Source organism: Allobosea sp. GW821-FHT12C12, from assembly GCF_058807355.1.
The window spans coordinates 22308-48018 of record NZ_JBXAQP010000005.1 but is presented as its reverse complement, the minus strand read 5'-3'; the positions used below and the strand labels follow the sequence as shown (position 1 = coordinate 48018).

Annotated in this window: 28 protein-coding genes and 1 tRNA gene; 16 read left to right on the top strand and 13 right to left on the bottom strand. The window is 68.5% G+C overall.

Annotated features, from left to right (window positions below; translation table 11 throughout):
• Position 1: 1 nt before the first annotated feature.
• Positions 2-1369, bottom strand: a complete 1368-nt coding sequence (gene gor, locus AC1RRW_RS08705; protein ID WP_492900297.1) for a glutathione-disulfide reductase — start codon at positions 1367-1369, stop codon at positions 2-4.
• Entirely contained in the window at positions 1369-2655 is a 1287-nt protein-coding gene (locus AC1RRW_RS08700; protein WP_492900296.1) for an O-antigen ligase family protein, read from the bottom strand. The genes gor and AC1RRW_RS08700 overlap by 1 nt, the downstream gene beginning before the upstream one ends.
• A 211-nt stretch (positions 2656-2866) precedes the next feature.
• On the opposite strand from AC1RRW_RS08700, the gene AC1RRW_RS08695 reads away from it, so the two are divergent.
• From AC1RRW_RS08695 to AC1RRW_RS08675, 5 genes are all read left to right on the top strand, one after another.
• Entirely contained in the window at positions 2867-3832 is a 966-nt protein-coding gene (locus AC1RRW_RS08695) for a Bug family tripartite tricarboxylate transporter substrate binding protein (protein WP_492900294.1), read from the top strand.
• 114 nt (positions 3833-3946) lie between these two features.
• Positions 3947-4426, top strand: coding sequence for a tripartite tricarboxylate transporter TctB family protein (locus AC1RRW_RS08690; RefSeq protein WP_492900293.1), 480 nt, complete (start codon positions 3947-3949; stop codon positions 4424-4426).
• 14 nt (positions 4427-4440) lie between these two features.
• Positions 4441-5940 carry a tripartite tricarboxylate transporter permease gene (locus AC1RRW_RS08685; protein ID WP_492900292.1) on the top strand — a complete coding sequence of 500 codons (1500 nt, stop codon included), beginning with the start codon at positions 4441-4443 and terminating at the stop codon, positions 5938-5940.
• A gap of 34 nt (positions 5941-5974) precedes the next feature.
• Entirely contained in the window at positions 5975-6388 is a 414-nt protein-coding gene (locus AC1RRW_RS08680; protein WP_492900291.1) for a VOC family protein, read from the top strand.
• Positions 6389-6430: 42 nt separating this feature from the next.
• A complete protein-coding gene (locus AC1RRW_RS08675; protein WP_492900290.1) occupies positions 6431-6925 on the top strand; it encodes an amino acid permease in 495 nt (164 codons plus the stop codon).
• Between the two features lie 24 nt (positions 6926-6949).
• Here the strand turns inward: AC1RRW_RS08675 and AC1RRW_RS08670 are convergent, their stop codons facing one another.
• The 4 genes from AC1RRW_RS08670 to AC1RRW_RS08655 all read right to left on the bottom strand — a co-directional run bounded on the left by AC1RRW_RS08670 (position 6950) and on the right by AC1RRW_RS08655 (position 10209).
• Positions 6950-7471 carry a DUF2059 domain-containing protein gene (locus AC1RRW_RS08670; RefSeq protein ID WP_492900289.1) on the bottom strand — a complete coding sequence of 174 codons (522 nt, stop codon included), beginning with the start codon at positions 7469-7471 and terminating at the stop codon, positions 6950-6952.
• 74 nt (positions 7472-7545) lie between these two features.
• On the bottom strand, positions 7546-8262 hold the full coding sequence (gene rpiA / locus AC1RRW_RS08665; protein ID WP_492900288.1) for a ribose-5-phosphate isomerase RpiA: 717 nt from the start codon (positions 8260-8262) through the stop codon (positions 7546-7548).
• The gene (locus AC1RRW_RS08660; RefSeq protein WP_492900287.1) at positions 8259-9710 is read right to left on the bottom strand and encodes an NAD-dependent succinate-semialdehyde dehydrogenase; all 1452 of its coding nucleotides are present in this window, start codon (positions 9708-9710) and stop codon (positions 8259-8261) included. The genes rpiA and AC1RRW_RS08660 overlap by 4 nt, the downstream gene beginning before the upstream one ends.
• Positions 9711-9828: 118 nt before the next feature.
• Complete coding sequence (locus tag AC1RRW_RS08655) at positions 9829-10209, bottom strand: hypothetical protein (protein ID WP_492900286.1); 381 nt, start codon at positions 10207-10209, stop codon at positions 9829-9831.
• Between the two features lie 160 nt (positions 10210-10369).
• On the opposite strand from AC1RRW_RS08655, the gene gph reads away from it, so the two are divergent.
• The gene (gph, locus tag AC1RRW_RS08650; protein ID WP_492900285.1) at positions 10370-11050 is read left to right on the top strand and encodes a phosphoglycolate phosphatase; all 681 of its coding nucleotides are present in this window, start codon (positions 10370-10372) and stop codon (positions 11048-11050) included.
• Positions 11051-11308: 258 nt separating this feature from the next.
• Here the strand turns inward: gph and AC1RRW_RS08645 are convergent.
• A tRNA-Val gene (locus tag AC1RRW_RS08645) sits at positions 11309-11383 on the bottom strand.
• Positions 11384-11519: 136 nt separating this feature from the next.
• Here AC1RRW_RS08645 and AC1RRW_RS08640 point away from each other — a divergent pair.
• Positions 11520-11879 (top strand): RidA family protein, encoded by a 360-nt coding sequence (locus AC1RRW_RS08640; protein WP_492900284.1) that lies wholly within the window; start codon positions 11520-11522, stop codon positions 11877-11879.
• A 352-nt stretch (positions 11880-12231) separates the two neighbouring features.
• A complete protein-coding gene (locus AC1RRW_RS08635; protein ID WP_492900283.1) occupies positions 12232-12810 on the top strand; it encodes a L,D-transpeptidase in 579 nt (192 codons plus the stop codon).
• Between the two features lie 63 nt (positions 12811-12873).
• On the opposite strand, the gene AC1RRW_RS08630 is transcribed toward AC1RRW_RS08635, so the two are convergent.
• A complete protein-coding gene (locus tag AC1RRW_RS08630; RefSeq protein WP_492900282.1) occupies positions 12874-13173 on the bottom strand; it encodes an EamA family transporter in 300 nt (99 codons plus the stop codon).
• Between the two features lie 193 nt (positions 13174-13366).
• Here AC1RRW_RS08630 and ilvD point away from each other — a divergent pair, with 193 nt between their 5' ends.
• Positions 13367-15208 (top strand): dihydroxy-acid dehydratase, encoded by a 1842-nt coding sequence (gene ilvD, locus AC1RRW_RS08625; protein ID WP_492900281.1) that lies wholly within the window; start codon positions 13367-13369, stop codon positions 15206-15208.
• Between the two features lie 17 nt (positions 15209-15225).
• On the opposite strand, the gene AC1RRW_RS08620 is transcribed toward ilvD, so the two are convergent.
• Entirely contained in the window at positions 15226-15591 is a 366-nt protein-coding gene (locus tag AC1RRW_RS08620; protein WP_492900280.1) for a gamma-butyrobetaine hydroxylase family protein, read from the bottom strand.
• Between the two features lie 163 nt (positions 15592-15754).
• On the opposite strand from AC1RRW_RS08620, the gene moaA reads away from it, so the two are divergent.
• The 4 genes from moaA (at position 15755) to AC1RRW_RS08600 (ending at position 19730) form a co-directional block, all read left to right on the top strand.
• Positions 15755-16756: a GTP 3',8-cyclase MoaA gene (gene moaA / locus AC1RRW_RS08615; RefSeq protein WP_492900621.1), complete on the top strand. Its 1002-nt coding sequence runs from the start codon at positions 15755-15757 to the stop codon at positions 16754-16756.
• Positions 16757-16898: 142 nt separating this feature from the next.
• Positions 16899-17498, top strand: coding sequence for a hypothetical protein (locus tag AC1RRW_RS08610; protein WP_492900279.1), 600 nt, complete (start codon positions 16899-16901; stop codon positions 17496-17498).
• The gene (locus AC1RRW_RS08605; RefSeq protein WP_492900278.1) at positions 17488-18969 is read left to right on the top strand and encodes a hypothetical protein; all 1482 of its coding nucleotides are present in this window, start codon (positions 17488-17490) and stop codon (positions 18967-18969) included. Before AC1RRW_RS08610 ends, AC1RRW_RS08605 begins: the two co-directional genes overlap by 11 nt.
• Positions 18966-19730, top strand: a complete 765-nt coding sequence (locus AC1RRW_RS08600) for a hypothetical protein (RefSeq protein ID WP_492900277.1) — start codon at positions 18966-18968, stop codon at positions 19728-19730. The genes AC1RRW_RS08605 and AC1RRW_RS08600 overlap by 4 nt, the downstream gene beginning before the upstream one ends.
• A gap of 18 nt (positions 19731-19748) precedes the next feature.
• On the opposite strand, the gene AC1RRW_RS08595 is transcribed toward AC1RRW_RS08600, so the two are convergent.
• Positions 19749-21524, bottom strand: a complete 1776-nt coding sequence (locus AC1RRW_RS08595) for a methyl-accepting chemotaxis protein (protein ID WP_492900275.1) — start codon at positions 21522-21524, stop codon at positions 19749-19751.
• A gap of 170 nt (positions 21525-21694) precedes the next feature.
• Between AC1RRW_RS08595 and AC1RRW_RS08590 the strand changes: the two genes are divergently transcribed.
• From AC1RRW_RS08590 to AC1RRW_RS08580, 3 genes are read left to right on the top strand one after another with little or no spacing between them, the layout of a single operon-like run.
• Positions 21695-21997: an FAD-dependent oxidoreductase gene (locus AC1RRW_RS08590; protein ID WP_492900274.1), complete on the top strand. Its 303-nt coding sequence runs from the start codon at positions 21695-21697 to the stop codon at positions 21995-21997.
• 28 nt (positions 21998-22025) lie between these two features.
• Complete coding sequence (locus tag AC1RRW_RS08585; RefSeq protein ID WP_492900273.1) at positions 22026-22928, top strand: DMT family transporter; 903 nt, start codon at positions 22026-22028, stop codon at positions 22926-22928.
• Complete coding sequence (locus tag AC1RRW_RS08580) at positions 22925-24127, top strand: multidrug effflux MFS transporter (RefSeq protein ID WP_492900272.1); 1203 nt, start codon at positions 22925-22927, stop codon at positions 24125-24127. The genes AC1RRW_RS08585 and AC1RRW_RS08580 overlap by 4 nt, the downstream gene beginning before the upstream one ends.
• 14 nt (positions 24128-24141) lie before the next feature.
• On the opposite strand, the gene AC1RRW_RS08575 is transcribed toward AC1RRW_RS08580, so the two are convergent.
• From AC1RRW_RS08575 to AC1RRW_RS08565, 3 genes are all read right to left on the bottom strand, one after another.
• Positions 24142-25008: an NAD(P)-dependent oxidoreductase gene (locus AC1RRW_RS08575; protein WP_492900271.1), complete on the bottom strand. Its 867-nt coding sequence runs from the start codon at positions 25006-25008 to the stop codon at positions 24142-24144.
• Positions 25009-25132: 124 nt separating this feature from the next.
• Positions 25133-25384 carry a type II toxin-antitoxin system RelE/ParE family toxin gene (locus tag AC1RRW_RS08570; protein WP_492900620.1) on the bottom strand — a complete coding sequence of 84 codons (252 nt, stop codon included), beginning with the start codon at positions 25382-25384 and terminating at the stop codon, positions 25133-25135.
• Positions 25385-25410: 26 nt separating this feature from the next.
• Positions 25411-25683, bottom strand: a complete 273-nt coding sequence (locus AC1RRW_RS08565) for a CopG family ribbon-helix-helix protein (protein ID WP_492900270.1) — start codon at positions 25681-25683, stop codon at positions 25411-25413.
• Positions 25684-25711 lie beyond the last annotated feature (28 nt).

Genomic DNA, 25711 nt, shown 5'->3' with positions numbered 1-25711 from the left:
GTTAACCTGCCCTCGCCGTCCGCATCGTCACCAATTCCTCCGCCGCGCTCGGATGCAGCGCGATGGTGCGGTCGAAATCGGCCTTGGTCGCACCCATGGTCACGGCGATCGCAACCGCCTGGATGATCTCGCCGGCGTCGTGGCCGAGGATGTGGACGCCGAGCACCTTGTCCGTCTCCGCATCGACCACGAGCTTCATGTAGATGCGTTCCTGGCGGCCCGAGATCGTCGCCTTCATCGGGCGGAAGCCCGATTCGAAGATGCGCAGCCGGTGGCCCGCCGCCAGCGCCTGCTGCTCGCCGAGGCCGACCGTGCCGACTTCCGGCGTGGTGAAGACGGCCGAGGCGATCAACCCGTGGTCCACATGCCAAGGCTTGCCGCCGAAGGTCGAATCCGCGAAGGCGTGACCTTCCCGGATCGCGACCGGCGTCAGGTTGACCCGGTTGGTGACGTCGCCGACGGCGTGGATCGACGGCACGCCGGAGGCCGATCTCCTGTCCACGATGACCTGACCGATGGGGCCAAGCTCGACGCCTGCCGCCTCCAGCCCGAGGCCTGCCGTATGCGGCCGCCGCCCGGTCGCGACAAGAATCGCCTCCGCATCGATCGGCGCGCCCGAGGCGCAATGGGCGCGCTTCACGCCGCCGCCAAGATCCTCGACGCGGTCGACGGTGCAGCCGAGCCTGAGCGCGATGCCGGCATGGCCGAGCGCGTCGCGCAGGCGCGTCCGGATGTCCTCGTCGAAGCCGCGCAGGACGTTGTCTCCGCGATGCAGCAGCGTCACCGCGACGCCGAGCCGCGCGAAGACGCTGGCGAATTCGAGCGCGATGTAGCCGCCGCCGACGACCAGCACGCGCGGCGGCAGGCTCGGCAGATGGAAGACCTCGTTGGAGGAGATGGCGAGTTCGCCGCCGGGAATCGGCGGATCGAAGCCCGGCCAGCCGCCGGTCGCGACGAGAATATGCCTGGCGCGGACCAGTTCGCCGCTCTTCCGCAGGCGCACCTCATGCGGTCCCTCGACCACGGCACGCTCCTCGCGGATCGCGACGCCGGCGCCTTCCAGCCCCTTGCGGTAGAGGCCCGACAACCGCGTCACTTCGTTCGCGACGGCGTCGCGCAGGGTCGGCCAGTCGAATGTCGGCTTCCGCACGCTCCAGCCGAAGCCGGCGGCGTCCTCGAAATCCTCGGCGAAACGGCTGGCATAGACGAAGAGCTTCTTGGGCACGCAGCCGCGGATGACGCAGGTGCCGCCGATGCGGTCCTGCTCCGCGATCATGACGCGCGCGCCATGCCCGGCCGAGACGCGGGCGGCGCGGGTTCCGCCGGAACCCGCGCCGATGACGAAGAGATCAACGTCGAATTCGCTCATCACGGGCCTCTGTTCGCTTGATGGTCCCGGCCGAGCCCTGTCCAGAGCCAGGCCGCGCCTGCGGCCAGCGCCGCGATCCACCAGCCCTGCCAGGCGCCATGCGCCACCGAGGCTACGCCGAACGCCATCGCAAACAGCGCCAGACGAGGCGCAAGCTCGCGCGCAGGCAGCTTTCGCAACCTCGCCAGCAGCCCAAGTCCGGCGAAGGCGAGAAGCGCCGCGCCGACGATCCCGGTTTCCACCCAGACCTGCATCGGCGCGCTGTGAGGATGGCCGACGGCGAGCATCTCGCGACGCTCGGGCGCGACGCTGGCGGCGACGGGGTGGCTGTCGAGCGCGGCCGATGCGCCGAAGCCCGAACCGAGCAGCGGGCGTGCGCGGATCGCCTCGCCGAAGCTCAGCCAGATCGTGACGCGTTCGCTGGTATGCGACCGGGCCAATGTCTTGTGCAAAGCCGCCGGCAGCGCAGCATTGGCGAGCAAGCCAAGGACGGGCGCGAGCGCCATCGTCGCGACGAAGCCGAGCGCAACGGCGGCCAGCGTCAGCCTTGGCGCAAGCAGCGCCAGGCTCCAGACCAGCAGCAGGATGCCGAAGCCGAGCACGGCCGCGCCGCTGTCGGCGACGATGGTCAGCACGCCGACCGTCGTCGCCAGACCGACGGCGAGGGCAAGGTCCGCGCGCCGCGCGCCGCCGCCATGCAGCAGCGGCGGCAGGGCCGCGGTCAGCAGCACGACGCAGGTGAGCACCGGCCGGTTGAAGATGAAGCCGTAGGGGCGGCCGATGCCGAGCTGGGCGCGCTGAGACAACCCGCTCGCGAGCTCGATCATGATCAGAACGGAGGCCAGGATGATCGCGATCGCGAGCGCGCGCGCCAGCCTGCGATCGGGCCGCAATCCGCCGCTGGCGGCGATGACCAGGCCGCAGATCAGCGGCAGGACGAGCTCGCCCCACATCGGCAGGCCCTGCATGGGGCGATGGCTCCAGCCGAGCGAGATCAGCGACCAGAGCAGGAAGGCGACGAGCGCCAGCCCGATCGGGCTCAGCAGCGCGCGGCGCAGGCGCTCGAGCAACCCGGGAAGCCCGCCGCGCTGCCAGAGCGCCGCCAGGAAAGCCGATGCGGCGAGGCCGAACAGCAGCGGCGCGGATCGGTTTGCGAGCCACATCGCCAAAGGCAGCGCCACCAGCAACCCGGCTCCGATCGTTTCGAGCGCGCGGATGCGGCGCTCGCGGGGAGCGTCGGCCTGCGTGTCGTGCGAGGGATCGAGCGTTGCCGGCGAGAGGTTCATGGCGGAGCGCTTACGCGATCCGCGCCCCAGCGGCAAAGCAAAAGCCGCGCGACGGGAGCGCGGACCGACCTTCCGCGCATCGTTCCAGGACATGCGCGCCCCGCGAAAGACCTTGACTTGGGATTATGCAATCGCGAGCAATTGACTGGGGCCGCGTCATAGCGCCACTGCCGGCACGAACGAGCGGAGAATCCGCGATGGGAGGACTGACATGCTGACATCCATTCTGAAGCGCACCGCCATGACGGCGGTCGCGCTGGCCAGCCTGACGACGGCGGCTTTCGCCCAGCTCGAGCTGAAGATCATGGCTCCGGCCGCGCCCGGCGGCGGCTGGGACGGCACGGCTCGCTCGATGCAGCAGGCGCTGACGGCGTCGGGCATCGCCAGGAGCGTGCAGGTCGCCAATGTGCCGGGCGCCGGCGGCACGATCGGCCTCGCCCAGCTGATCAACAGCGGCAAGGGCGACGGCAGCCAGCTGATGGTCAACGGCTTCGTCATGGTCGGGGCCATCCTGCTCAACAAGTCGCCGGTCAACCTGACACAGACGACTCCGATCGCACGTCTGACGGCCGAGTCCCTGGTCGTCGTCGTGCCGCCCGAATCGCCGATCAAGAACGCCAAGGATCTGGCCGACCGGATCAAGGCCGATCCGGGCAAGGTGACCTGGGCCGGCGGCTCGGCCGGCGGCGCCGACCACATCCTGGCCGCGCTGATCACCAGCGCGGTCGGCGGCGACACCAGCAAGGTCAACTACATCGCCTTCTCCGGCGGCGGCGAGGCGCTGGCCGCCATGCTCGGCGGGCGCGTCACGGTCGGCATCTCCGGCTATGGCGAGTTCGAGGGCCAGATCAAGGCCGGGAAGCTGCGCGTGATCGGCATCTCCTCGTCGAAGCGCCTCGACAATGCCGCCGACGCGCCGACCTTCAAGGAGCAGGGCGTCGATCTCGAACTGCTGAACTGGCGCTCGGTCGTCGCCCCTCCCGGTCTTTCCGCCGAACAGCGCAAGACGCTCGGCGACGCCGTCGACAAGATGGTGAAGTCGAAGGAATGGGCCGAGGTTCTGAAGGCGCGCGGCTGGGACGACGCATATCTCGCCAGCGCCGAATTCGAAACCTTCCTCAAGGCGGAGGAGGCGCGCGTCACCAAGGTGATGAAGGACGTCGGTCTCGTGAAATAGGCTGGCGCGGAAGGATCGAAGGGGCCGGGCGACCGTTCCCTTCGATCCTTTGCGCAACGCCGCGGTGACGGAATTGGCCAGACGAGAGCTGGCCGGGACAGGACAGGCATCAGCATGGCCAACGAAACCATCGCGCGCAGGGTCGACAGGCCGGCGCTCGCCGTAGCGGCGCTTCTGCTTGGCCTGGCGGCCATCATCGCCCGTGACGCCTCGAAACAGACCATCGTCTCCAATTACGGGCTCGGGCCCACGGCGATGCCCTATGTCGTCTGCTTCGGGCTCGTGCTGCTGGGGCTCGCCCATCTCGTCGTGGCGTTCCGCGACGGCATCCCGAAACCGGAGTCAGCCGATACCCGCGCCATCCTCTGGATCGTCGGCGGACTCGCCGGTCTCGTCGCCTGCATCGCTTTCGGGGGCGGCTTCATCGCAGCCACCGCGATCCTCTTCGCCTGCACGGCGCGCGGATTCGGCCGCGAGGCGATGCCGGTCGACATCGGCATCGGGCTCGCGCTCGGCCTCGCCATCTTCCTGATGTTCTCCAAGCTCCTGACGCTGATATTGCCGTCGGGCCCGCTCGAACGCCTGTTCCTGTAAAGGCCGCCAAGACGATGGACACGCTTGTCGCCCTGATGAACGGCTTCTCGGTCGCGCTCGAACCGTCGAAGCTGCTTTTCGCCCTGATCGGCGTCTTCCTCGGCACCGCCGTCGGCGTCCTGCCCGGCATCGGCCCGGCGCTGACGGTGGCGCTCCTGCTGCCGGTCACCTTCAAGCTCGACCCCGGCGGCTCCCTGATCATGTTCGCCGGCATCTATTACGGCGGCATGTACGGCGGCTCGACCACCGCGATCCTGCTCAACGCGCCGGGCGAAAGCGCCTCGCTCGCGACCGCGCTCGAAGGCTCGAAGATGGCCAAGGCCGGGCGCGGCGGGCCGGCGCTGGCGACGGCCGCGATCGGCTCCTTCGTCGCCGGCCTTCTGGCGACGATCGGGCTTGCCTTTCTCGCACCCTGGCTGGTCGACATCGCGGTCAAGTTCGGACCGTGGGACTATTTCTCCCTGATGATCCTGGCTTTCGTCACGGTCTCCGCGACCTTCGGCGATTCGCCGCTGCGCGGCCTGACCAGCCTGTTCATCGGCATCTCGCTCGGACTGATCGGCATCGACAAGCTGACCGGGCAGGCGCGGCTGACCTTCGGCGTGCCGGAATTGCTCAACGGCATCGAGGTGACGACCCTTGCGGTCGGGCTGTTCGCGGTCGGCGAGGCGCTGTTCGTCGCGTCCAAGCGCTTCCGGGAGCCCGAGGAGATCGTGCCGATCAAGGGTTCGCTGTGGATGAGCAAGCAGGACTGGAAGCGCTCCTGGGCGCCCTGGCTGCGCGGCACCGCCTTCGGCTTCCCGATCGGGGCGCTGCCGGCCGGCGGCGCCGAAGTGCCGACCTTCCTGAGCTATTCGACCGAGAAGCGGCTCTGCAAATATCCCGGCGAATTCGGCAAGGGCGCGATCGAGGGCGTCGCCGGGCCGGAAGCCGCCAATAATGCTTCCGCGGCAGGCGTGCTGGTGCCACTGCTGACGCTGGGACTGCCGACCTCGGCCACGGCCGCGATCATGCTGGCGGGCTTCCAGCAATACGGGCTCAACCCCGGCCCGCTGCTCTTCGCCGAGAAGCCCGATCTGGTCTGGGGCCTGATCGCGTCGCTGTTCATCGCCAACCTCATGCTGGTGATCCTCAACCTGCCGCTGATCGGCCTCTGGGTCAGGTTGCTGGCGATCCCGCAGCCCTGGCTCTATGCCGGCATCCTCGTCTTCGCCACCATGGGCACGCTCGCGGTCAATCCCTCGCCGGTCGAACTCGGCATGCTCTTCCTGTTCGGCTATCTCGGCTATCTGATGCGGCGCTACGACTATCCGGTCGCGCCGATGGTGGTCGGGCTGATCCTCGGGCCGATGGCGGAGGCGCAGCTGAGGCGCGCGCTGCAGATCAGCCAAGGCGACCCGATGATCCTGCTGGAGAATCCGGGCTCGGCCACCCTGCTCGGCCTTTCCTTCATCGCGCTGGTCGCACCCTTCGTGATGAGCAAGCTCAGCCAGTTCAAGGCGGCGGAGGACTGAGCGCGGCAGCCTGCTGGCCAGCGACGGGCGAGACGTGAGCGAGCGAGACCCAAAGGCCGGTTCGGCTTTCACGGCTATCCGGGCGATCGACTACACGGTCATCTTCGTGCGCGACATGGAGGCGATGCGGCGCTTCTACGAAGACGTCCTCTGCTTCCAGCCGCACCGTGAGCTTTCGGGCGACTGGATCGAGTATCAGGTCGGCGGCAACACGCTGACGCTGGCCCGGCCGAGGCGAACGGCCACGGATGCGCCAGTACCGAGCGGTAGCGCATCGCTTCAGCTCGCCTTCAAGGTCACCGCGCAGCAGGTCGATCAATGCGCGGACGAGTTGACGCGCAAGGGCATCGCACTGGTGTCGCCGCCGACCGATCAGCCTTTTGGACACCGCACCCTGTTCTTTCGCGATCCGGACGGCAATCTGCTGGAGATGTTCGCCGATATCTAGCAGTGGCGGCGCCCCTCCATCGGGACGTTTCGCCGTCGCCGCATGGGCGCTGATCAACATGCCGATGGCGAGCCGGCCGGTCACGGGACGAGTCGCGAGCATGTGCTGCCGTCCATGCTCGGCAGGGTCCATGCGACGCGGCGCACGCCCTATATCGCGATCGGCTTCACCACGTTGCTGGCCTTCGCCCTCATCACCTTCGTCGGCGAGGTTCCGGCGCTGGGCGGCACGACGGCGCTGCTGCTGCTCTGCGTCTTCACGCTGGTCAATATCGCCGTGCTTGTGCTGCGCAATGACAAGGTCGGGCACGACCATTTCCGCACGCCGACCATCCTGCCGATCGTCGGCGCGCTGTCCCGCGTCTTCTTCGCCGGTCCGTGGACCGGCCGCGACGCGGTCCAGCACAACATCGCCGGGGCGCTGATCGGCGGCGGCGTCCTGCTCTTGATCGTCACTGTGACGGTCAACCGGGCGAGCGGGGCCAGGCCGAGCGACCCGACGATGGACGCGGTCGGCGGGCGCGGCCCGGTGAACTGACCCTCGAGGCCGGTCGCCAACTCGTCAGAGCTGATGGCCGCGCTTGCGCATTTCCTGCGCGAAGCGGTCGAACAGCATGTTGCTGGTCTGCAGGCTCCAGGGCGTGAGCAGCTTGAAGACCTCCTCGAGCGCCGTGTTGCGCAGCGACTGATAGCGCTGCCCGACCGGCGAGCGGAAGAAGACCGCGATCTCCTTGAGATCGGCTTCCGTGAAACGCTTGGCGAAGACCTCGGTGGCTGCGAGCGTGATGTCCTCTCGGCGCTTGTCGACCTCGGGCTTCAGCGAGTTCACGACCTCATCCATGTCCTTCGCCATCTCGGGACGGGTCGAGGTGACGAGCTGGCGGGTGTTGTCGCGGAACTCGGTGAAGATCTGCTCGAAAGTCTGGGTGATGCCGGTCAGTTCGAGCACGTCGCGCGCCGCCTGGACATGGGACGCGGAGAGCGGCGGCGCGACGGCGGCGGGCGCCTGCGCGAAGACGGGCATCCCGGCGGCACATGCGAATGCGAGCGCCGCGGCGACGAGACGATGACGGAACTTGGCCATGGCAACCTTCATGCGTGGGGCGGCGGGAGGGCCGCGTCGTCACGCCCCATAGCGCGGATTTTCGCGCGAGGGAATCATTCGATTGCGCCGAGCAGCCGCAGGCCGTCCTTTCCGGCCAGGATCGCGCCCGTCGCGATGCCGAGGAACAGGCCGTGCTCGACCATGCCGGGCACGGCGTTCAGCGCGGTGGCGAGGGCCTCAGGCGCGGCGATCTTCCGCAGATGCGCGTCGAGGATGTGATTGCCGTTGTCGGTCACCACCGCGCCGCCATCCGGACGCCGCCGCAGCACAAGCTCGCCGCTCTCGCCGGCGGATTCGATCGCCCTCGTCATGGCCCGGCGCGTCGCCTCCAGCCCGAACGGGAGCACCTCGACCGGCAGCGGGAAGCGGCCGAGCTGCGCGACGAGCTTGGTGTCGTCGGCGATGACGATCATGCGTTTCGAGGCGCAGGCGACGATCTTCTCGCGCAGATGGGCCGCGCCATTGCCCTTGATCAGCCGGAGTTCGGGATCGACCTCGTCGGCGCCGTCGACCGTCAGGTCGAGCTCGGGCGTCTCGTCCAGCGTCGACATCGGGATGCCGAGCGCGAGACCCTGGGCCTGCGTCGCCTCGGAGGTCGCGACGCAGACGATATCGAAGCCCGCGGCGACGCGCGCGCCGAGCAGATCGACGAAATGCTTCGCCGTCGAGCCGGTGCCGAGGCCGAGCCGCATGCCGGGCCCGACCAGCTCGAGGGCGCGGGCCGCGGCGAGCTTCTTCAGATCGTCCTGCCTGGAAACGGTTTGGCTCACGCTCCCAGCCCCCCGACGAGCATGTATTTGATCTCGACGAACTCATCCATGCCGTGGAGCGAGCCCTCGCGGCCGAGGCCGGATTCCTTGACGCCGCCGAAGGGCGCGACCTCGGTGCCGAGGATGGCGGAGTTGATCCCGACCATGCCGTATTCCAGCTCCTCGGCGACGCGGAAGGCGCGGCCGAGATCCTTCGTGTAGAAATAGCTCGCCAGGCCGAAGGGCGTGTCGTTGGCCATCGCCACGACCTCGTCCTCGGTGGTGAAGCGGTAGACCGGGGCGATCGGCCCGAACGTCTCCTCGCGGGTCACCAGCATCTTCGTCGTCACGCCGGAGATCACGGTCGGCTCGTAGAAGGTGCGGCCGAGCGCGTGACGCCGGCCGCCGACCACGACCTTCGCCCCGTTGGCGACGGCGTCCGCGACGTGGCGCTCGACCTTCTCGACCGCCCGCTCGTTGATCAGCGGGCCCTGCACCACGCCGACCTCGACGCCGTCGCCGACCTTCATCCTCGCGACCTCGCCGGCGAATTTCCGGACGAAATCGTCGTGGATTCCGTCCTGCACGAAGAGGCGGTTGGTGCAGACGCAGGTCTGGCCCATGTTGCGGTACTTGGCGATGATCGCGCCCTCGACCGCCTTGTCGAGATCGGCGTCGTCGAAGACGATGAAGGGCGCGTTGCCGCCGAGCTCCAGCCCGACCTTCTTCACGGTCGAGGCGGCCTGCTGCATCAGGAGCTTGCCGACCGGCGTCGAGCCGGTGAAGCCGACGAAGCGCACGGCGGGATGGCCGGTCATCACCTCGCCGATCGCCTTGGCGTCGCCGGTTACGATGTTCAGCACACCCTTCGGGAAGCCGGCGCGATGAGCGAGCTCGGCCAGCGCCAGCGCGGTCAGCGGCGTGTCCGGCGCGGGCTTGACCACGAAGGCGCAGCCGGCGGCGAGGCCCGGGGCGCATTTGCGCGTGATCATCGCGGCCGGAAAGTTCCAGGGCGTGATCGCGGCGCAGACGCCGACCGGCTGCTTCTGGACGATGATGCGCGAGTTCGGGAAGGGCGAGGGAATCGTCTCGCCATAGATGCGCTTGGCCTCCTCGGCGTAGAACTCGACGAAGGAGGCGGCATAGGCGACCTCGCCGCGCGCCTCGGCGAGCGGCTTGCCCTGCTCGGCCGTCATGATCCGCGCGATGTCCTCCTGGTTCGCCATGATCAGCTCGAACCATTCGCGCAGGATCGCGGAGCGCTCCTTGGCGGTCTTCCTCGCCCAGGGCTTGAAGGCGCGGCTCGCGGCCTCGACCGCGGCGGTCGCCTCGGCTGCCCCGAAGCGCGGCACCTTCGCCAGCACGACGCCGGTCGCGGGATTGTCGACCGCGTCGACGCCCGCGCCGATCCAGGCGCCATCGACATAGCACTGTGACTTCAGCAGCGAGGGATCGGTGAGCTTCGGCATGGCGGCCTCCGGGCGGATCGTTCGCCGGGGTCTAGCACGCCGGCGCGGCGCTTGCCGACGCCATTTTGGGCATGCCGCGACGACTGGCGGCGCAGGACGATGCGCCGGGCGCGTCCGCTTATTTCGCCTGAGGCGTGCAGACCACCTTGTCGTCGAAGACGTAGCAGATGCTCATCTCGCCGGTGCGGAGATTGACGCGAAAAATACCGCCCTCGCGCTCGTGGCGGGAGGGCACGAGCAGATAGTCGCTCGGGGCCTGCGGGCCAGCCCCCTCGCCGGGCGGGAAGCAGATCGTGACGCCGACGCCGCCATCCTTGAGCTGGAACTGGCAGGCCCCGACCTCTCCGGTCGGCCGGTCGATGCGATAGACGCGGTTGAGGTCGGTCTGCGGGGCAGGCGCGAACTCGAACGGCGCAGCCAGGGCCGCGCCCGTGAAGGACTGGCAAAGCCCTGCGATCGCGGCAAGCCGGCAGAGACCGTCGAAACCCTTTGTGACCACGCTCAACCCCTCCGCGACGGCCGCGCCGCCGAATCGACGCCAGTGTATCACCGCATCGGCGACGGTTCGATGCGCGATCGATCGTCCAGCCGCTTGCCGGTTGCGCTTGCCAAGCCGAAGCCGACGGCCTTTATGCGGGCAAGCCCATCCGGAACCCGCCATGAGCCTGTCTCCTATCGTCGTGTTCGATCTCGACGGAACGCTGGCCGAGACCGCGCCCGACATCATGCGCGTGCTCAACGTCATCCTCGAACGGGAGCAGCTTGCGGCCTTGCCCCTCGAGCGGGCGCGCGAACTGGTCGGCGCCGGCGCGCGCGCTCTGATCGAGCGCGGCTTCCGGGTTTCCGGCAAACCGCTCGATGCGGAGACGCTGGAGCGGCTGTTCGAGGATTTCCTGCTGATCTACGCCGAGGACGTCGCCTCGCACAGCTTCATCCACGACGGCGCGCTGGAGGCGATGGCGGCTTTGCAGGCCGAGGGCTTCAAGCTCGCGGTCTGCACCAACAAGCCGATCCTGCACACACGGCTGATCCTCGACCATTTCGGCATCACGGACCACTTCGCCGCGCTGGCCGGACGCGACAGCTTCGCCTGGCACAAGCCCGATCCGCGCCATCTGACCCTGACGATCGAGGCCGCGGGCGGCGATCCGAGGCGCGCCGTGATGGTCGGCGATTCGCGCACCGACATCGATGCGGCGCGCGCCGCCGGCATTCCCTCGATCTGCGTGCCGTTCGGCTATACCGACGTCTCGATCGAGAGCCTGAATCCGGACCGCGTGATCCGGCATTTCGACGAGCTGGCAGGGGCCGTGCGCGAGGTGCTGGCCCTGCCGGCCTGAATTTGCCTCAGAGCGACATCACCCCGACGAGCAGCGCGATCGACGCGAGCAGGCCGGCGACGACCTGAAAGGTGGTCGGTTCGGTTGTTTCCCTGACATGCATGACGGATCTCCTCCGTTGCCCAGCTTCCTCCAATATGGACAGGCCATCGTGGCCGAGGAAGGGCTTAAGGCCTGCAAACGGATACGGGCAGCCATGCGGTCGGCGCCGAATCGGCCAATGCCGACCGGAGCCGGTTCGCTTCGCGGGAAACGAGGTGGTGGGCGACACAGGGATCGAACCTGTGACCACTCCCGTGTGAAGGGAGTGCTCTACCGCTGAGCTAGTCGCCCGGTCGCGCTGTCCTAGTGGGCGCGCCCTTTGTCGTCAAGGCGAGGCGGCCGCGCCGGCGGCTGCGAGGCGACGTTCTCGACGGCCGTGCGGACAGGTTATGCTGAGGCTCCCTTCCCCGGCAGCGAGCCTGACACCATGACCATCGAACGAACCGGCCTCACCGCGCGCTGGTGCGACGCCGCCGCCTTCAACGGCATCGTCTTCCTCGCCGGCCATGTCGCCGAGACGACGCAGGGCGCGCCGCTGGCGGAGCAGACAAAGGAGGTTCTGGCCCTGCTGGAGGACACGCTCGCCCAGGCCGGAAGCGGCAAGGAGCGTCTGCTCAGCGTCCAGATCTTCCTGACCGACATCGCAAGGATCGCCGAGATGAACGCGGTCTGGGACGCCTGGGTCGCGCCCGGCCATGCGCCCGCCCGCGCCACGGTGCAGGCGGCGCTGGCCTCGCCCGGCCATGCGATCGAGATCACGGCCGTCGCGGCCAAGCGGACCGGCTGACGAGCCGCCGCCTTGACAAGGCAGCCAGTCTTTATCGTGGCAGCGCTCTATTTCCCGCTGCTCGCGCCCGCGCGACCGGCGACAGCGCAGGACCCGCCCTCCTCCGGCGTCGACGCGGCCCTGTGCCGGCTCATCCAGGAGCGTGGCGGCGCCTGCGTCGTGCTGAAAAGCCGACCCTCGGGCAATCATGTTGCAGACGCGCAACGGGAGGCTGCAAAGCCCTTGCCTCGCACCGATGTGATGAGCGCGCACTAGCGGAGAGTGCGGGACTCTGACAGAAAATTGAGAGGATGTTGACCTTTTCGGGTCAATTTCATGATCCGCGTTTCCCCGCCGTCCGCCCGAGGTCCTGATGAACCGCTTTCTCCGCATGGCCACGCTTGCCGGCCTTGGCCTGCTCGCTCTCGCTGCTCCCGCCCAGGCCGAAATCGACCCTCTGACCCGCCAGCCGCTGTTCCCGACGGTCGATCCCGCCAAGGCGCAGGCGACCGCGATTCCGCGTGAAACCGTGGCCTATGCCGGCTCCTACCGTCCCGGCACGATCGTGATCAACACCAGCGAGCGCCGGCTCTATCTCGTGATGCCCGACGGCAAGGCGATACGCTACGGCGTCGGCGTCGGCCGTCCAGGCTTCGATTGGGCCGGCTCGCAGAACATCACCCGCAAGGCCGAGTGGCCGACCTGGACCCCTCCGGCCCAGATGCTGAAGCGCCGCCCCGACCTGCCGCGATTCATGCCGGGCGGCCCGGAGAACCCGATGGGCGCGCGCGCCCTGTATCTCGGCTCGACGCTCTATCGCATCCACGGCTCGAACGAGCCGGAGACCATCGGCCAGGCCGTCTCGTCGGGCTGCATCCGCATGCTGAACGAGGACGTCATCGACCTCTACGAGCGCGTCAAGGTCGGCACCCGCGTCGTCGTCGCGCGCTGAGCGATCCATCCCAGACACGTCGTGAGGCCGGCGGAAACGCCGGCCTTTTTTCGTTCGACCCCGTCAAGACTTTCGTCGCCATGGCGACAGCTCGGACGCGACGAGGATGCCGGCCAGCACCGCGACGAGGCCGCCGACAAGGCTCGGCTGGACCGCCTCGCCGAGCATGGCGAGCCCGAGCAGCGTCGCCGTGACCGGATTGACCGCGATCGTGACGGCCACGAGCGTCGGCGAGGTCTTGCCCAGGGCACAGGCCCGCAGGAAGAAGACCAGCGCGCCGCAGACCAGAGCGAGATAGAGCGCCGCGAGGACGGCAGGTCCGGTCAGGCGGGAAATACCGGCCGCGCCGCCCGTCGAGAACAAGACCGCCGTCAGGCAAATCGCCGGCGAGCATCCCCGTGGCGGCGAAGGACAGCGCGCCGGAACGCGGCACGAAGGGTCTCGACCAGACATTGTATCGGCCCCACCGGAGAAACCGATTATGCCAGAACAGCGCAAGCGATTAGAACCATCCAAAATCGCAACCCGGACCAGCCGCTTTTCGAGGACGACGCCGATGCCCGCCTATCGCTCACGCACCACGACCCACGGCCGCAACATGGCCGGAGCGCGCGGCCTCTGGCGCGCCACCGGGATGAAGGATTCGGATTTCGGCAAGCCGATCATCGCGGTCGTAAACTCCTTCACTCAGTTCGTGCCCGGCCATGTCCATCTCAAGGATCTCGGCCAGCTCGTCGCGCGCGAGATCGAGAAAGCCGGCGGCGTCGCCAAGGAGTTCAACACCATCGCGGTCGATGACGGCATCGCCATGGGCCATGACGGCATGCTCTACAGCCTGCCCTCGCGCGAGCTGATCGCCGACAGCGTCGAATACATGGTCAACGCCCATTGCGCCGACGCCATGGTCTGCATCTCGAACTGCGACAAGATCACGCCCGGCATGCTGATGGCCTCGATGCGCCTCAACATCCCGACGGTCTTCGTCTCGGGCGGCCCGATGGAGGCCGGCAAGTACATCGCCGAGGGCGTGCTCAAGAAAGTCGACCTCGTCGACGCGATGGTCGCCGCCGCCGACAGCAAATACTCCGACAGCGAAGTCGAGGCGATCGAGCGCTCGGCCTGTCCGACCTGCGGCTCCTGCTCGGGCATGTTCACCGCCAACTCGATGAACTGCCTGACCGAGGCGCTGGGTCTGGCCCTGCCGGGCAACGGCTCGGTGCTCGCGACCCATGCCGACCGCAAGCGCCTCTTCATCGAGGCCGGGCACCTGATCGTCGACATCGCGCGCCGCCATTACGAGCAGAACGACGAAAGCGTGCTGCCGCGCAACGTCGCGGGCTTCAAGGCCTTCGAGAACGCGATGACGCTCGACATCGCCATGGGCGGCTCGACCAACACGGTGCTGCATCTGCTCGCCGCCGCGCACGAGGCCGAATGCGACTTCACCATGGCCGACATCGACCGGCTGTCGCGGCGCGTCCCGGTGCTGTGCAAGGTCGCGCCCTCGGTCGCCAACGTGCATATGGAGGACGTCCACCGCGCCGGCGGCATCATGGCGATCCTGGGCGAGCTCGATCGGGCCGGGCTGATCGACGCCTCGCTGCCGACCGTGCATTCCGCCACCATGGCCGAGGCGCTGTCGCGCTGGGACGTCGCGCAGACCCAGAGCGAGAGCGTTCGCTCCTTCTACAGCGCCGCCCCCGGCGGCGTGCCGACGCAGGTCGCGTTCAGCCAGGAGCGGCGCTACGAGGAGCTCGACCTCGACCGGCAGGGCGGCGTGATCCGCGACAGGGCCCATGCCCATTCGCAGGATGGCGGGCTCGCCGTGCTCTACGGCAACATCGCGCTCGACGGCTGCATCGTGAAGACGGCCGGCGTCGACGCCTCGATCCTGAATTTCTCCGGCCCCGCCGTGATCTTCGAGAGCCAGGACGCGGCGGTCGACGGCATCCTCAACGGCAAGGTCAAGGCCGGCGAGATCGTGCTGATCCGCTATGAGGGGCCGCGCGGCGGGCCGGGCATGCAGGAAATGCTCTACCCGACGAGCTATCTGAAGTCGAAGGGGCTGGGCAAGGCCTGCGCGCTCGTCACCGACGGGCGTTTTTCCGGCGGATCATCCGGTCTCTCGATCGGCCATGTCTCGCCGGAGGCGGCCGAGGGCGGCGCGATCGGGCTGGTCGAAAGCGGCGACGTCATCGCGATCGACATCCCCAACCGCTCGATCTCGCTGCAGGTCTCCGACGAGGAGCTGGCGCGCCGCCGCGCCGCGATGGAGGCCAGGGGCAAGGACGCCTGGAAGCCGGCCGCGCCGCGCAAACGCAAGGTCACCACGGCGCTGAAGGCCTATGCCGCGATGGCAACGAGCGCGGCCAAAGGGGCGGTGCGCGTAGTGGAGTGAGCGCTCCCGACGCCAGATCAGCGCCGGGAGCGCTCACGCGACAGCCCCTGACGTTCCAGCTCGTCGCAATAGGCCCGCATCTTCGCCTCGCCGGTCTCGCCGAGCTCGCGCAGGTAGTCCCAACCGTAGATGCCGGTATCGTGCATGTCGTCGAAGGTCAGCTTGACCGCGTAGTGGCCGACGGGCTCGACCTTGAGGATCTCGACCTCGCGCTTGCCGGGCACGGTCTTCTTCTGGGTCGGGCCGTGACCCTGGACCTCGGCCGACGGGCTTTCGACGCGCAGGAGTTCGGCCGACAGCGCCAATGACGCGCCGTCCTCGAAGGCGACATGGAGGGTGCGACGGTCCTTGGAAAGACGCAGTTCGGTCGGCCAGGCTGACATGATCGTGCGATATCCCCGATGACTGCGACCTTGGCCGCGCTTGACGTGCGCCCTCGCAATGCCAATGTCTTGCGGCTCTATACAGGACAAGGCGGCCGCAGCCACTCACAACGCGGCGGCCCGAGGATAGCCCGGCGTGCTGATCGAGACCCAGAATCCGCTGATGCGCGCGCCGCTCGTCGATCCGTTCGACCGCGCCATCTCCTATCTGCGCATCTCGGTGACGGATCGCTGCGATTTCCGCTGCGTCTACTGCATGTCGGAGGACATGACCTTCCTGCCCAAGCGCGACCTGCTGACGCTGGAGGAGCTCGACCGGCTCTCGACCGCCTTCATCCAGCGCGGCACCCGCAAGCTGCGCATCACCGGCGGCGAGCCGCTGGTGCGGCGCGACATCATGAGCCTGTTTCGCTCGCTGTCGCGTCATCTGGCCTCGGGCCAGCTGCAGGAGCTGACGCTGACGACCAACGGCTCGCTGCTCGAGCGCTACGCGCAGGAGCTGGCGGATTACGGCGTGCGCCGGATCAACGTCTCGCTCGACACGCTCGACCCCGACAAGTTCCGCAGGATCACGCGCTGGGGCGATCTCGGCAAGGTGCTGGCCGGCATCGAGGCGGCGCGCAAGGCGGGCCTGCGGGTCAAGCTCAACGCCGTCGCGCTCAAGGGCGTGAACGAGGGCGAGATCGAGAGCCTGATGACCTGGTCGCACGGACTCGGCATGGACCTGACCCTGATCGAGGTGATGCCGCTCGGCGAGATCGAGCCCGGCCGGATCGACCAGTTCCTGCCGCTCTCGGTCGTCCGGGCGCGGCTGATGGACACATACTCGCTGGTGGACGATCCCTACCGGACCGGCGGGCCGGCGCGCTATGTCCGCGTCAAGGAGACCGGCGGGCTCGTCGGCTTCATCACGCCGATGACGCATAATTTCTGCGAGAGCTGCAACCGCGTGCGGCTGACCTGCACCGGCACGCTCTATATGTGCCTGGGCCAGGAGGACGCCGCCGATCTGCGCGCGCCGATGCGGGCTTCCGCCGACGACGCGCTGCTGCACCGCGCCATGGACGAGGCGATCGCGCGCAAGCCGAAAGGCCATGATTTCATCATCGACCGCAGGCGCGGGACGCCGGCCGTCGGCCGCCATATGAGCGTCACCGGCGGCTGACCGTCCGTTGTTGGGACGGGCAGGCATGTCGGCGCAGCGTCTCGCCGCATGCGCGCGCCACAGCTCCGCCGCAACTTGACGCTTCGATGCGATGGACTAACGTTCCAGCAGGTGAACCATTTCCTTTGCGTCTGATGTCGGGATGATGCTTGCGCGGCTCAAGGCAATCCCGCGATCCGCCTCGCTGGCCGTCCGGCGAACGGTGGTCGAGAGCCGTTTCGGGCACCTGTTCCGCATGGCCTTCGCGCTGCGCCGGCGCGCGCCGCTGCCGGCGGTCCTGCTCGGGCTTGCGCTGCTGGCCTGCCTCTATCTCGCGGCCGTCTCGATGGCCGCCGTCTTCGGCTGGCTCGGCGGCTGGGGCTGGCCGCATCTCCTGCTGGCGGTCCCGGCCGCTCTCCTCGTCGGCATCGTCCTCGTCGAAATCTGGGCGAGCGCGATCCTCGCCGCGATCGGCCTCGTGCTGCGGCTCGGCTACGATATCGGGCGCGCCCGTTTCGGTGCGGTCCTGGCGCTCGCCGCCGTCCTGGCGGTCGCCATGGCGGGCGTCCGGCTCTGGTCGGAGCGTGACGCGACGGCTCCGTCCGGACCGCTGATCGCGGCCGCGATCGCCTGCGTGCTGGCCGGGCTCGCGCTCTGGTTCGCGCGGACCTATCTGCGGCCCGCGGCGCGCGGCTTCCGCAGCTTCCATGTCGATCTGGTCGAGGCTCGCCGCTCGCTCGAAAGCGCACGCCATGGCGCGTGACGAGGAGGAGTCCGATCCCGGCGGGCAGCGCATCTCGGCGCATCATCTCGCCGAGACGACGCAGGCCGGCTGGAACGGCGCGCATGACGCGCTCGACAACATGCCCGCCGCGTATGCGACCGTGCCGTCCCGGACCGAGCAGGACGTGCTGGCGCGCGTCGGCGAATTGCAGTCGTCGATCCGGCGCGAGACCGCCGCCCGGCTGAACGCGCTCTATGCCGAGGTGATCGGCCGGCGCGAGGCCTTCACCGCCGAGCGCTACGAGGCGCGCATCCGCGGGGTCGACGAGACGATGCGGGCGCTGCTAGCCAAGGGCGGCGGCGCGCTGAAGCAGAAGGTCCATGACTGCCTGCGCGCCAAGCGCGAATACGACTTCTTCTGCCATGTCCACCAACGCCCCGCCGATCCGAAGCTGGAGAAATGGCAGTTCACCCTGCTGTTCCTGATCGTGCCGCTGGCGATCGAGAGCCTGCTCAACGGCACCTTCTTCGCCGAGGCGAGCGAGTTCGGGCTCGTCGGCGGGGCCGCCACCGCCGTGATCATCTCCGGTCTCAACATCGCGCTCGGCTTCATCCTCGGGCTGGGCCCGGCGCGCTACACCCAGCATGCGCGCGCCTCGCATCTGTTCTGGGCGCTGCCGGCCTATGTCGGGATGATCATGGTGATCCTGCTGTTCAACCTCGCGGTCGGGCATTACCGCGAATTGCTGCTCGCCAATCCCGACGCGACCTCGGTCCAGGTCGCGCCGCGCATGGCGGCCAATCTGCTCGCCATCAACGACCTGAAGTCGATCGCGCTCGTGATCATCGGCGTCATCGTCGCCTTCATCGCCGCGACCAAGGGCTATAGCGCTTTCGGCAGCTATCCCGGCCACGCCGCCTCGTTCAAGCGCTGGCGCCAGCGCTGGCGCGAGGTCGAGCAGGAGCAGCAGGCGCTCGACGCCAGCCTGATGCCGGAGCTGCTGACCATCCGCACGCAGATCGACGGTTTCCGCTCGGAATGCCAGGCCGAGATCGACAGGCTGCAGTTGACCAAGGCCTCGGCCGACCAGGCGCGCGATCTCGACCAGATCCGGCTCGCGCAGCTGCGAGCCGCTCGCGACGGGGCGCTGATGCAGTATCGCGAGGCCAATCTGAAGGTGCGCAGCGACGTCCCGCCGGCCTATTTCTCGCAGGGCCTGTCGATGCCGGAACTCGACCACGCGACGGCGCCGCCCGAGCACGCGCTGGTGAAAGGCGCGATCGCCGATTTCGAGCGCCAGCTCTCCAATCTGCCGGCGCTGATCGAGGCCAAGCTCAAGGACCAGCTCGCCATGCTGCGCGGCGTCGACTGGCCTGACGAGGTCGCGCGCGCCAAGGCGGCGGCGATCAAGGCCGGCGAGGACGCCTTCGCGCGGGACGAGGCGACCCGGAAAGCCTTCTCGGCCGGCATGCCGCCCTCCGCGTCAAGCTCCGGCGGCGCACCGGCATGAAGGGCGAGCACTGGGCGATCGTCGGCTCGCTGGCGGCGGGTCTCGTGCTGGCCGGCTTCTTCCTCGCGCCGACGCTGCTGCGCGGACCGCCGCGCGACGCGGAGACGCTCTGCCCGAAGACCGGCGCGGTCGGCCATACGCTCGTGCTGGTCGACAAGAGCGACCCGTGGAGCGAGGTCCAGGCCGGACGGCTGAAGCGGCTGGTCAAGCGCATGGGCGACGAGCTGCCGGCCGACCGGATGATCTCGATCTATGCCTTCAGCGACGCCTTCGAGCCCGGCTTTCCGCCCCTGCTGTCCTTGTGCAATCCCGGCCGCACGGTAAGCGAGCTGATCGGCAATCCGCGCCGCGACTATGTCCGCTGGGTCGAGAAGTTCGGCCGGCCGCTCGACGACGCCCTGGCGCAGCTGAGCCAGCCGGCGCGGGGCAATCTCTCCCCGATCGCGGAGGCGATGGGCGACGTGATGGCGCGTCGCGAGACGCGCGTGCCCGCGGGCGACAAGGCGCTCGTGCTCGTCTCCGACATGCTGCAGAACTCGGCCCAATACACCGTGTTCGGGACGAACGCGGCGGCGCGCGAGCCGGAGCGGTTGCGAAGGCTGGTCGACAAGGTCTGGAAGGATGCGGACGGGCCCAGCTGGGCGCTCAGCGTGCATCAGGTCCAGGGCGGCTATGACGCGCAGCGGCTGGAGCAGGCATCGACCCTGTGGCGCGACGTGCTGCGGCGACTGAACATCCCGTTCACCTGGGAGCGGCTGTGACGCGCCGCTCGTCGGTCGTCACATCTCATAGGCCATGCGAACGCCGCCCCAGTGGCGACCGTTGACGCGCAGGGGCGCATCGACCTCGCGCACCAGATCGGTCACGCCGCCGCCCATGTCGCGCCGGTAGGCCTGGACCAGGAAGGGGCGCAGCGAACGCCCGGCCATGATGCCGGCGCGATCGTCGAAAATGCGCTGGTTGCGGCTGTGGACGGCGTTCCAGACGACGTCGCCCGGCCGCTGCGGCTGCGAGAACGCCGCGTTGTGCACGGGAATGTAGCCATTGCGGTCGATCGGCAGCGCGAAGACCAGGCGTTTGTCGCTCGCCAGTATCTCGGCCAGCAGCGGCGGCAGGATCGCCAGCAGGGCCGGCAGGGCGCGATTCGTGTATTGCGGCGGATCGCTGCCTTGCACCGGCCTGTAGTCGATGTCGAACAGCTCGTCCTCGCTCAGCCGCGCCTCGCGCAGCGTCTGCTGCATCAGGTCGGAGACTCGGGCCGCGAAGATCTGGGCCGGCTCGATCAACGGCCGATAGGACAGCTCGATCTCGCTGAGCAGCGCCTTCAGCCCGTCATGGCCGGCAGCTTCGGCCGAAGCGAAGGCGATGTGCAGCCCAAGGTCGCTGATCGCGACCACGCGGGCGCCGAGCGGCTCCAGCGTGCCGATCCGGATCTTGCCGCTCGCACCCACGGGCGGCGGCGAAGCGCCGTGATTCGCGATCAAGGCTCCGCCGAGGCCGAGATCGATCGTCTGGCTGGCGACGGAGGCGCCGGAACCGGTGAATTCCGCGCGATGCTCGGTCGGAAAGCGATCGTGCTGGCGGCGATCCGCGAACGCCGTGTGGCGCAAGGTCGGGATGAACCGCCGCAGCATGCTGTCGGCCTGGCGCGCGCCGTCCGAGAGGGATTTGCGGGCGTTGGCGCTTTCGTCGGCGGCGGAGAGCGCGACGCGGTCGATCTCGTCGACGCGCTGCAATACGGTGCCGATGAAGCGCGCGGTCTCGCCGGCGCTGCGCGACAGTTCGGAGGCCGCCGCCGCCTGCTCCTGCGAAGCCCCGCCGATTGCGGCGATGACCGGATTGACCTCGCGAACCATCTGCAGCGCTTCGTTGACGATCAGCGCCGAGCCCTGGGCCGTCTGCGCCAGATTGTCGACGCGGCCGCGGATGTGGTCGACCGCGTCGCGCACCTCGACCGAGAGCGTCTTGACCTCCTGCGCCACGACGCCGAAGCCGCGCCCGGCCTCGCCCGCGCGCGCGGCCTCGATCGTCGCGTTGAGCGCGAGCAGGTTGGTCTGTCGCGCGATCTCGGCGATGGAATCGACGATGCCGCGAATTTCGACGGTCGCCAGCGCGAGCCCGTCCATCATCGCGGTCGCCTCGCCGGCGCGCGTCGCGGCCGCGTCGAGACGGTTGCGCGCGCTGCTCATCGAGCTGCCGACCTGCTCGGCCGCATCGGAAACCTGCTGCGTGGCCGTGGCCAGCGCGGAGGAATGGGTATTGGCCGTGAAGGTCGCGGCGCGAAGATCGACGATGCTCTCGTGGATGGTCCGGGAGCGCGCCTCGGAATGCGCCGAATACTGTTCGGCGCGACCAAGCCCTCCGGTGACGCGCCGCATCGCGGCGACCACGTCCTGCTCGAGCGTGCCGACGGCTTCGCAGAGCGTATCGTCCACGACGATGGCAGAGGCCAAATCGGTCCGCGCCGGCGCAATCGGCGGCGCGCCATCGGGCGTCGGATCGGCGGCGCCCTGACGGTCTCGACTGCCGAACCAGCGCCGAACCCTGCGGAACATAGCCAATCCTGTAGAGGTGGAACCTTATGACAATCGGACAACAGCGTTAACGAAACGTCACCGGCGCCGGCTGCGCATCAGGCCAGACAATTGCAGGCATGGACCCCCGCGGGGACGCCCTGTAAGGCTCTGGCGCCCGCCGCTTCGCCGCCTGTCCCAGAGCCATGCCCATGTCCAGCCAAAGCTACGACGTCATCGTCGCCGGAGTCGGCGCCATGGGCTCGGCCGCGTGCTGGCGCCTCGCCAGGCGCGGCCTCAAGGTGCTCGGGCTGGAACGCTTCGATCTCGGCCACGCCATGGGCTCCTCGCACGGCATGACGCGGATCATCCGGCTGGCCTATTTCGAAGGCTCGCACTCCGGTCACGGCTTCAAGTTCGCCAGCGCCATCGGCGAAATTCTCGCCGATCTCTCCACGACGGGGCGGTCCGCCTTCGACCTCGCGCCGTTCTCGCTTTCCCGCTTCGCGGCCTGAGCGACCGCGCCGACAGGATTCTCGAGCCTTGGCCAGTGCAGCCGAAAACAGACGCGGCATCGTCGCCATGGTCGCGGCGATGGCGCTCTTCGTCGGCAACGACACGCTGATGAAGCTCGCCCGCGAGGTCTATCCGGCCGGCCAGGCGGTCGCGATCCGGACCATCTTCGCCGTCCTGACCGGGCTCGCCATGGTCTTCCTGCTCAGGGAGGGCGGCAAGCTCAGGATGGCTTTCAGACCGCCCGTGCTGCTGCGCGGGTTGATCGAGAGCGCGGTCGCCCTCTCCTTCATCTGGGCATTGGGCCTCCTGCCGCTCGGCAACATCACCGCGATCGTGCTGACCTCGCCGCTGATCATCGTCGCGCTCGCCGTGGCGTTGCGGATCGAGCGGATCGGCTGGCGGCGAACGGTTGCCCTGGGCGTCGGTTTCTGCGGCGTGCTCCTGATCGTGCGACCGGCCGCCGACGGCTTCAACGCGGCCGCGATCGTCGCGTTGATCAGCGCCATCCTGGGCGGCTGGCGCGACCTGCTGACCCGCGGCATCGGCAACGACGTGCCCTCGACCGTGATCTCGCTGACCACGACCATAATCGTCGGCATGGCCGCTCTCGGCTACGGCCTGTTCGAGACCTGGCAACCCTACTGGCGCATCGAGACCGTCTATGTGGCGCTCGCGGCGGTCCTGGTTTCGACCGGCGGCTTCTTCATCGTCAGCGCCTTACGCAACACCGATCTCGGCGTCATTTCGGGCTATCGCTACAGCGTCGTCGTCTTCGCCGTGCTGATCGGCTACGTCGTCTGGGGCGAGGCGCCGGACGCGCTTGCCGTCGCCGGCATCGCGCTGATCGTCGGCAGCGGCCTCTACACCATGCACCGACAGCGGGTCCGGCCCGATTCCAACCTCAAGCTCCCGGGCGGCCCGCCGACATGAGCGCGAGCCCGCTTCCGGCCAGGCCGACGCTGATGATCCTCGTCGCGATCTCGACGCTGCAGCCGATCGCGCTCAACCTGCTCGCGCCGGCGACGCCGACACTGGCGCGGCATTTTTCGACGAGCTACGCCACGATCCAGCTGACGCTGACGCTGTTCCTCGTGGCGGTGGCGCTGACGCAGCTGATCATCGGCCCGCTCTCCGACCGCTTCGGGCGCCGCCCCTGCGTCAATGGCGGCATCGCGCTGTTCGTGGCCGGCTCGGCGCTCGGGGCGCTGGCGGAGACGACCGGCGTGCTGCTGGCGGCGCGGCTGCTGGAGGGCGCCGGCGCGGGCTCGGCCTTCGCGCTCTCGCGCGCCATCATCCGCGACACGGCGAACCGCGACGAGGCGGCGAGCCTGATCGCCAGTGTCACCATGGTGATGGTCGTCGCCCCGATGATCGCGCCTTATCTCGGCGGCCATATCGAGACCCGGTTCGGCTGGCGGATGATCTTCTGGTTCATGACGGCCGCGGGCGTCGTCGTCCTGATGATGACGAGTCTGCGCCTGCCAGAGACCGCGCCGCGGATCGGCGTCGGCGCCTCGTTCCTCGGGATATTCCGGGCCTTTCCGGCGCTGATCGTCGACCGTGGCTTCGTCGTCAACGTGATCGCGGTGTCGATGACCTCGGGCGCGTTCTTCGCCTTCATCGCGGCCGCCCCCTACATCGTGGTCGAGACCATGGGCCGGGGACCGGACGTCTACGGCGCCTATTTCATCCTCAACGCCTTCGGCTACATGGTCGGCAACTTCGCCATGTCGCGGCTGGCCGTGAAGCTCGGCACGGCGCGCATGGTCCGCACCGGGCTCGCCATCTCCGTCACCGCGATGACCGTCGCCATGGCGCTGTCCCTGACGCCCTACTGGACGCCGCTGGCGCTGTTCCTGCCGCTGGCGATCAGCGCCGTCGGCAACGGGCTGACCATTCCGGGCGCGACGGCCGAGTCGCTCTCGGCGCGGCCCGAGCTCGCCGGCTCGGCCGCCGGGCTGATGGGCGCGATCCAGCTCGGCTCGGGCGCGCTCGCGACCATCCTCGCGAGCTGGGCGGTCACGCTCTGGCCGCAGGCTCTGGTCCTGCTGATGTGGCTGATGATGGCCGTGGGCCTCGCCGCCGTCTCGCGCGCGCCGGCGCGAGACGCAGCCGAACGGCGGCCGTAGCTCGCCCGCGCGGCTCAATCCTCGAGGCGCGCGATCAGGCTGGAGGTGTCCCAGCGCCGCCCGCCCATCTTCTGGACCTCGGCGTAGAACTGGTCGACCAGCGCGGTGACCGGAAGCTGCGCGCCGTTGCGGCGGGCCTCGTCCAGCACGATGCCGAGATCCTTGCGCATCCAGTCGACGGCGAAGCCGAAATCGAACTTGTTCGCGTTCATGGTCTTGCCGCGGTTCTCCATCTGCCAGGAACCGGCCGCGCCCTTGGAGATCACCTCCAGCATCGCCTCGACATCGAGGCCGGCGCGCTTGGCGAAGTGGATGCCCTCCGACAGGCCCTGGACGAGGCCGGCGATGCAGATCTGATTGACCATCTTGGTGAGCTGACCGGAGCCGGCCGGGCCCATCAGCTTGCACATGCGGGCGAAGCTCGCGATCACCGGCTCGACACGGGCGTAGACGGCGGGATCGCCGCCGCACATCACCGTGAGCACGCCGTTTTCCGCCCCGGCCTGGCCGCCCGAGACCGGCGCGTCGACGAAGCCGAAGCCGCCTGCCTTCGCGGCCGCGTCGAGTTCGCGGGCGACGCCGGCCGAGGCCGTGGTGTGGTCGACGAAGATCGCGTCCCTGGCCATCCCGGCGAAGGCCCCGCCTTCGCCGAGCGTGACCGAGCGCAGATCGTCGTCATTGCCGACGCAGCAGAAGACGATTTCCTGGTCTTTCGCGGCATCGGCAGGCGTCGCCGCCGAGACGCCGGCATGCCGCGCGACCCATTTGGCCGCCTTGTCGGGATTGCGGTTGTAGACCGTGACCTCGTGGCCCTTGGCCTTGAGATGGCCGGCCATGGGATAGCCCATGACGCCGAGACCGATGAAGGCGACCTTGGTCATTGTTCCGCTCCGCTGGCACCATGCTGCTTCGGGTGGGGTTTAGCGCGGCGGGACGCCGGCGCAAAGCGGCGCCGATGCGATGTCGGCTTGCGCGAAACGGGAGGAATGCGTGGGGGCAACGGCGTCAATAGCCCGCTTCGCGCCGATGGCGGAAGGCCAACACGACGATCTTGTCGTCAAGCGGCTCATATCGATAGCGAGCGATATGGCCGGAGTCGCCAAAGGCGATTATTAGCTCCCGCTCGCCTTCGGCGTCGTGTGCCAAGCGGCCGATATCTGGGTGCAAGCGCGCCGAAATCTGACGCCTGATCGTAGAAGAGGCTTTGTCAGCCGCTTTGGAATTTCGATTTTCGAGAAAGCGTCTGCACCGCCGAATACCTAAAAGCGCTTCTTATGAAACGACTAGGTATGGCAAGCTGGCGGATCTTTTTCAGCATCGGTTCCCCACGTATCAAGCCAAGCGAAGAGTTCATCGCCTGTGATATGGAGCCCTGTCTCCTGATAGTGCCTCCAGGAGTCCGCCGCCTCCTGAGCAAAGCTCAGGCGAGCCTCCTCGCGCGTCACATAATGCTCGATCGCTTCGGTCACGACAGAGTCTGAAGATCGCTGCTGACGTTCCGCCAAATCGCGGATGCGCGCTTCGAGCTTTGAGTCGATGTCGAGCGAGGTGTCCATGCCAGCCTCGTCAGGCGAAATCGTCATG

Bases quoted from the DNA above. Each gene is read 5' to 3' on its own strand.
- AC1RRW_RS08675 (WP_492900290.1), top strand. From the start codon at position 6,431: ATGGGCGCTGATCAACATGCCGATGGCGAGCCGGCCGGTCACGGGACG.
- AC1RRW_RS08575 (WP_492900271.1), bottom strand. From the start codon at position 25,008: ATGACCAAGGTCGCCTTCATCGGTCTCGGCGTCATGGGCTATCCCATG.
- AC1RRW_RS08565 (WP_492900270.1), bottom strand. From the start codon at position 25,683: ATGGACACCTCGCTCGACATCGACTCAAAGCTCGAAGCGCGCATCCGC.
- AC1RRW_RS08660 (WP_492900287.1), bottom strand. From the start codon at position 9,710: ATGCCGAAGCTCACCGATCCCTCGCTGCTGAAGTCACAGTGCTATGTC.
- AC1RRW_RS08690 (WP_492900293.1), top strand. From the start codon at position 3,947: ATGGCCAACGAAACCATCGCGCGCAGGGTCGACAGGCCGGCGCTCGCC.
- gor (WP_492900297.1), bottom strand. From the start codon at position 1,369: ATGAGCGAATTCGACGTTGATCTCTTCGTCATCGGCGCGGGTTCCGGC.
- ilvD (WP_492900281.1), top strand. From the start codon at position 13,367: ATGCCCGCCTATCGCTCACGCACCACGACCCACGGCCGCAACATGGCC.
- AC1RRW_RS08605 (WP_492900278.1), top strand. From the start codon at position 17,488: ATGGCGCGTGACGAGGAGGAGTCCGATCCCGGCGGGCAGCGCATCTCG.
- AC1RRW_RS08670 (WP_492900289.1), bottom strand. From the start codon at position 7,471: ATGGCCAAGTTCCGTCATCGTCTCGTCGCCGCGGCGCTCGCATTCGCA.
- AC1RRW_RS08580 (WP_492900272.1), top strand. From the start codon at position 22,925: ATGAGCGCGAGCCCGCTTCCGGCCAGGCCGACGCTGATGATCCTCGTC.
- AC1RRW_RS08685 (WP_492900292.1), top strand. From the start codon at position 4,441: ATGGACACGCTTGTCGCCCTGATGAACGGCTTCTCGGTCGCGCTCGAA.
- gph (WP_492900285.1), top strand. From the start codon at position 10,370: ATGAGCCTGTCTCCTATCGTCGTGTTCGATCTCGACGGAACGCTGGCC.
- AC1RRW_RS08700 (WP_492900296.1), bottom strand. From the start codon at position 2,655: ATGAACCTCTCGCCGGCAACGCTCGATCCCTCGCACGACACGCAGGCC.
- AC1RRW_RS08620 (WP_492900280.1), bottom strand. From the start codon at position 15,591: ATGTCAGCCTGGCCGACCGAACTGCGTCTTTCCAAGGACCGTCGCACC.
- AC1RRW_RS08635 (WP_492900283.1), top strand. From the start codon at position 12,232: ATGAACCGCTTTCTCCGCATGGCCACGCTTGCCGGCCTTGGCCTGCTC.
- AC1RRW_RS08610 (WP_492900279.1), top strand. From the start codon at position 16,899: ATGATGCTTGCGCGGCTCAAGGCAATCCCGCGATCCGCCTCGCTGGCC.
- AC1RRW_RS08600 (WP_492900277.1), top strand. From the start codon at position 18,966: ATGAAGGGCGAGCACTGGGCGATCGTCGGCTCGCTGGCGGCGGGTCTC.
- AC1RRW_RS08590 (WP_492900274.1), top strand. From the start codon at position 21,695: ATGTCCAGCCAAAGCTACGACGTCATCGTCGCCGGAGTCGGCGCCATG.
- AC1RRW_RS08640 (WP_492900284.1), top strand. From the start codon at position 11,520: ATGACCATCGAACGAACCGGCCTCACCGCGCGCTGGTGCGACGCCGCC.
- AC1RRW_RS08695 (WP_492900294.1), top strand. From the start codon at position 2,867: ATGCTGACATCCATTCTGAAGCGCACCGCCATGACGGCGGTCGCGCTG.
- AC1RRW_RS08595 (WP_492900275.1), bottom strand. From the start codon at position 21,524: ATGTTCCGCAGGGTTCGGCGCTGGTTCGGCAGTCGAGACCGTCAGGGC.
- moaA (WP_492900621.1), top strand. From the start codon at position 15,755: ATGCGCGCGCCGCTCGTCGATCCGTTCGACCGCGCCATCTCCTATCTG.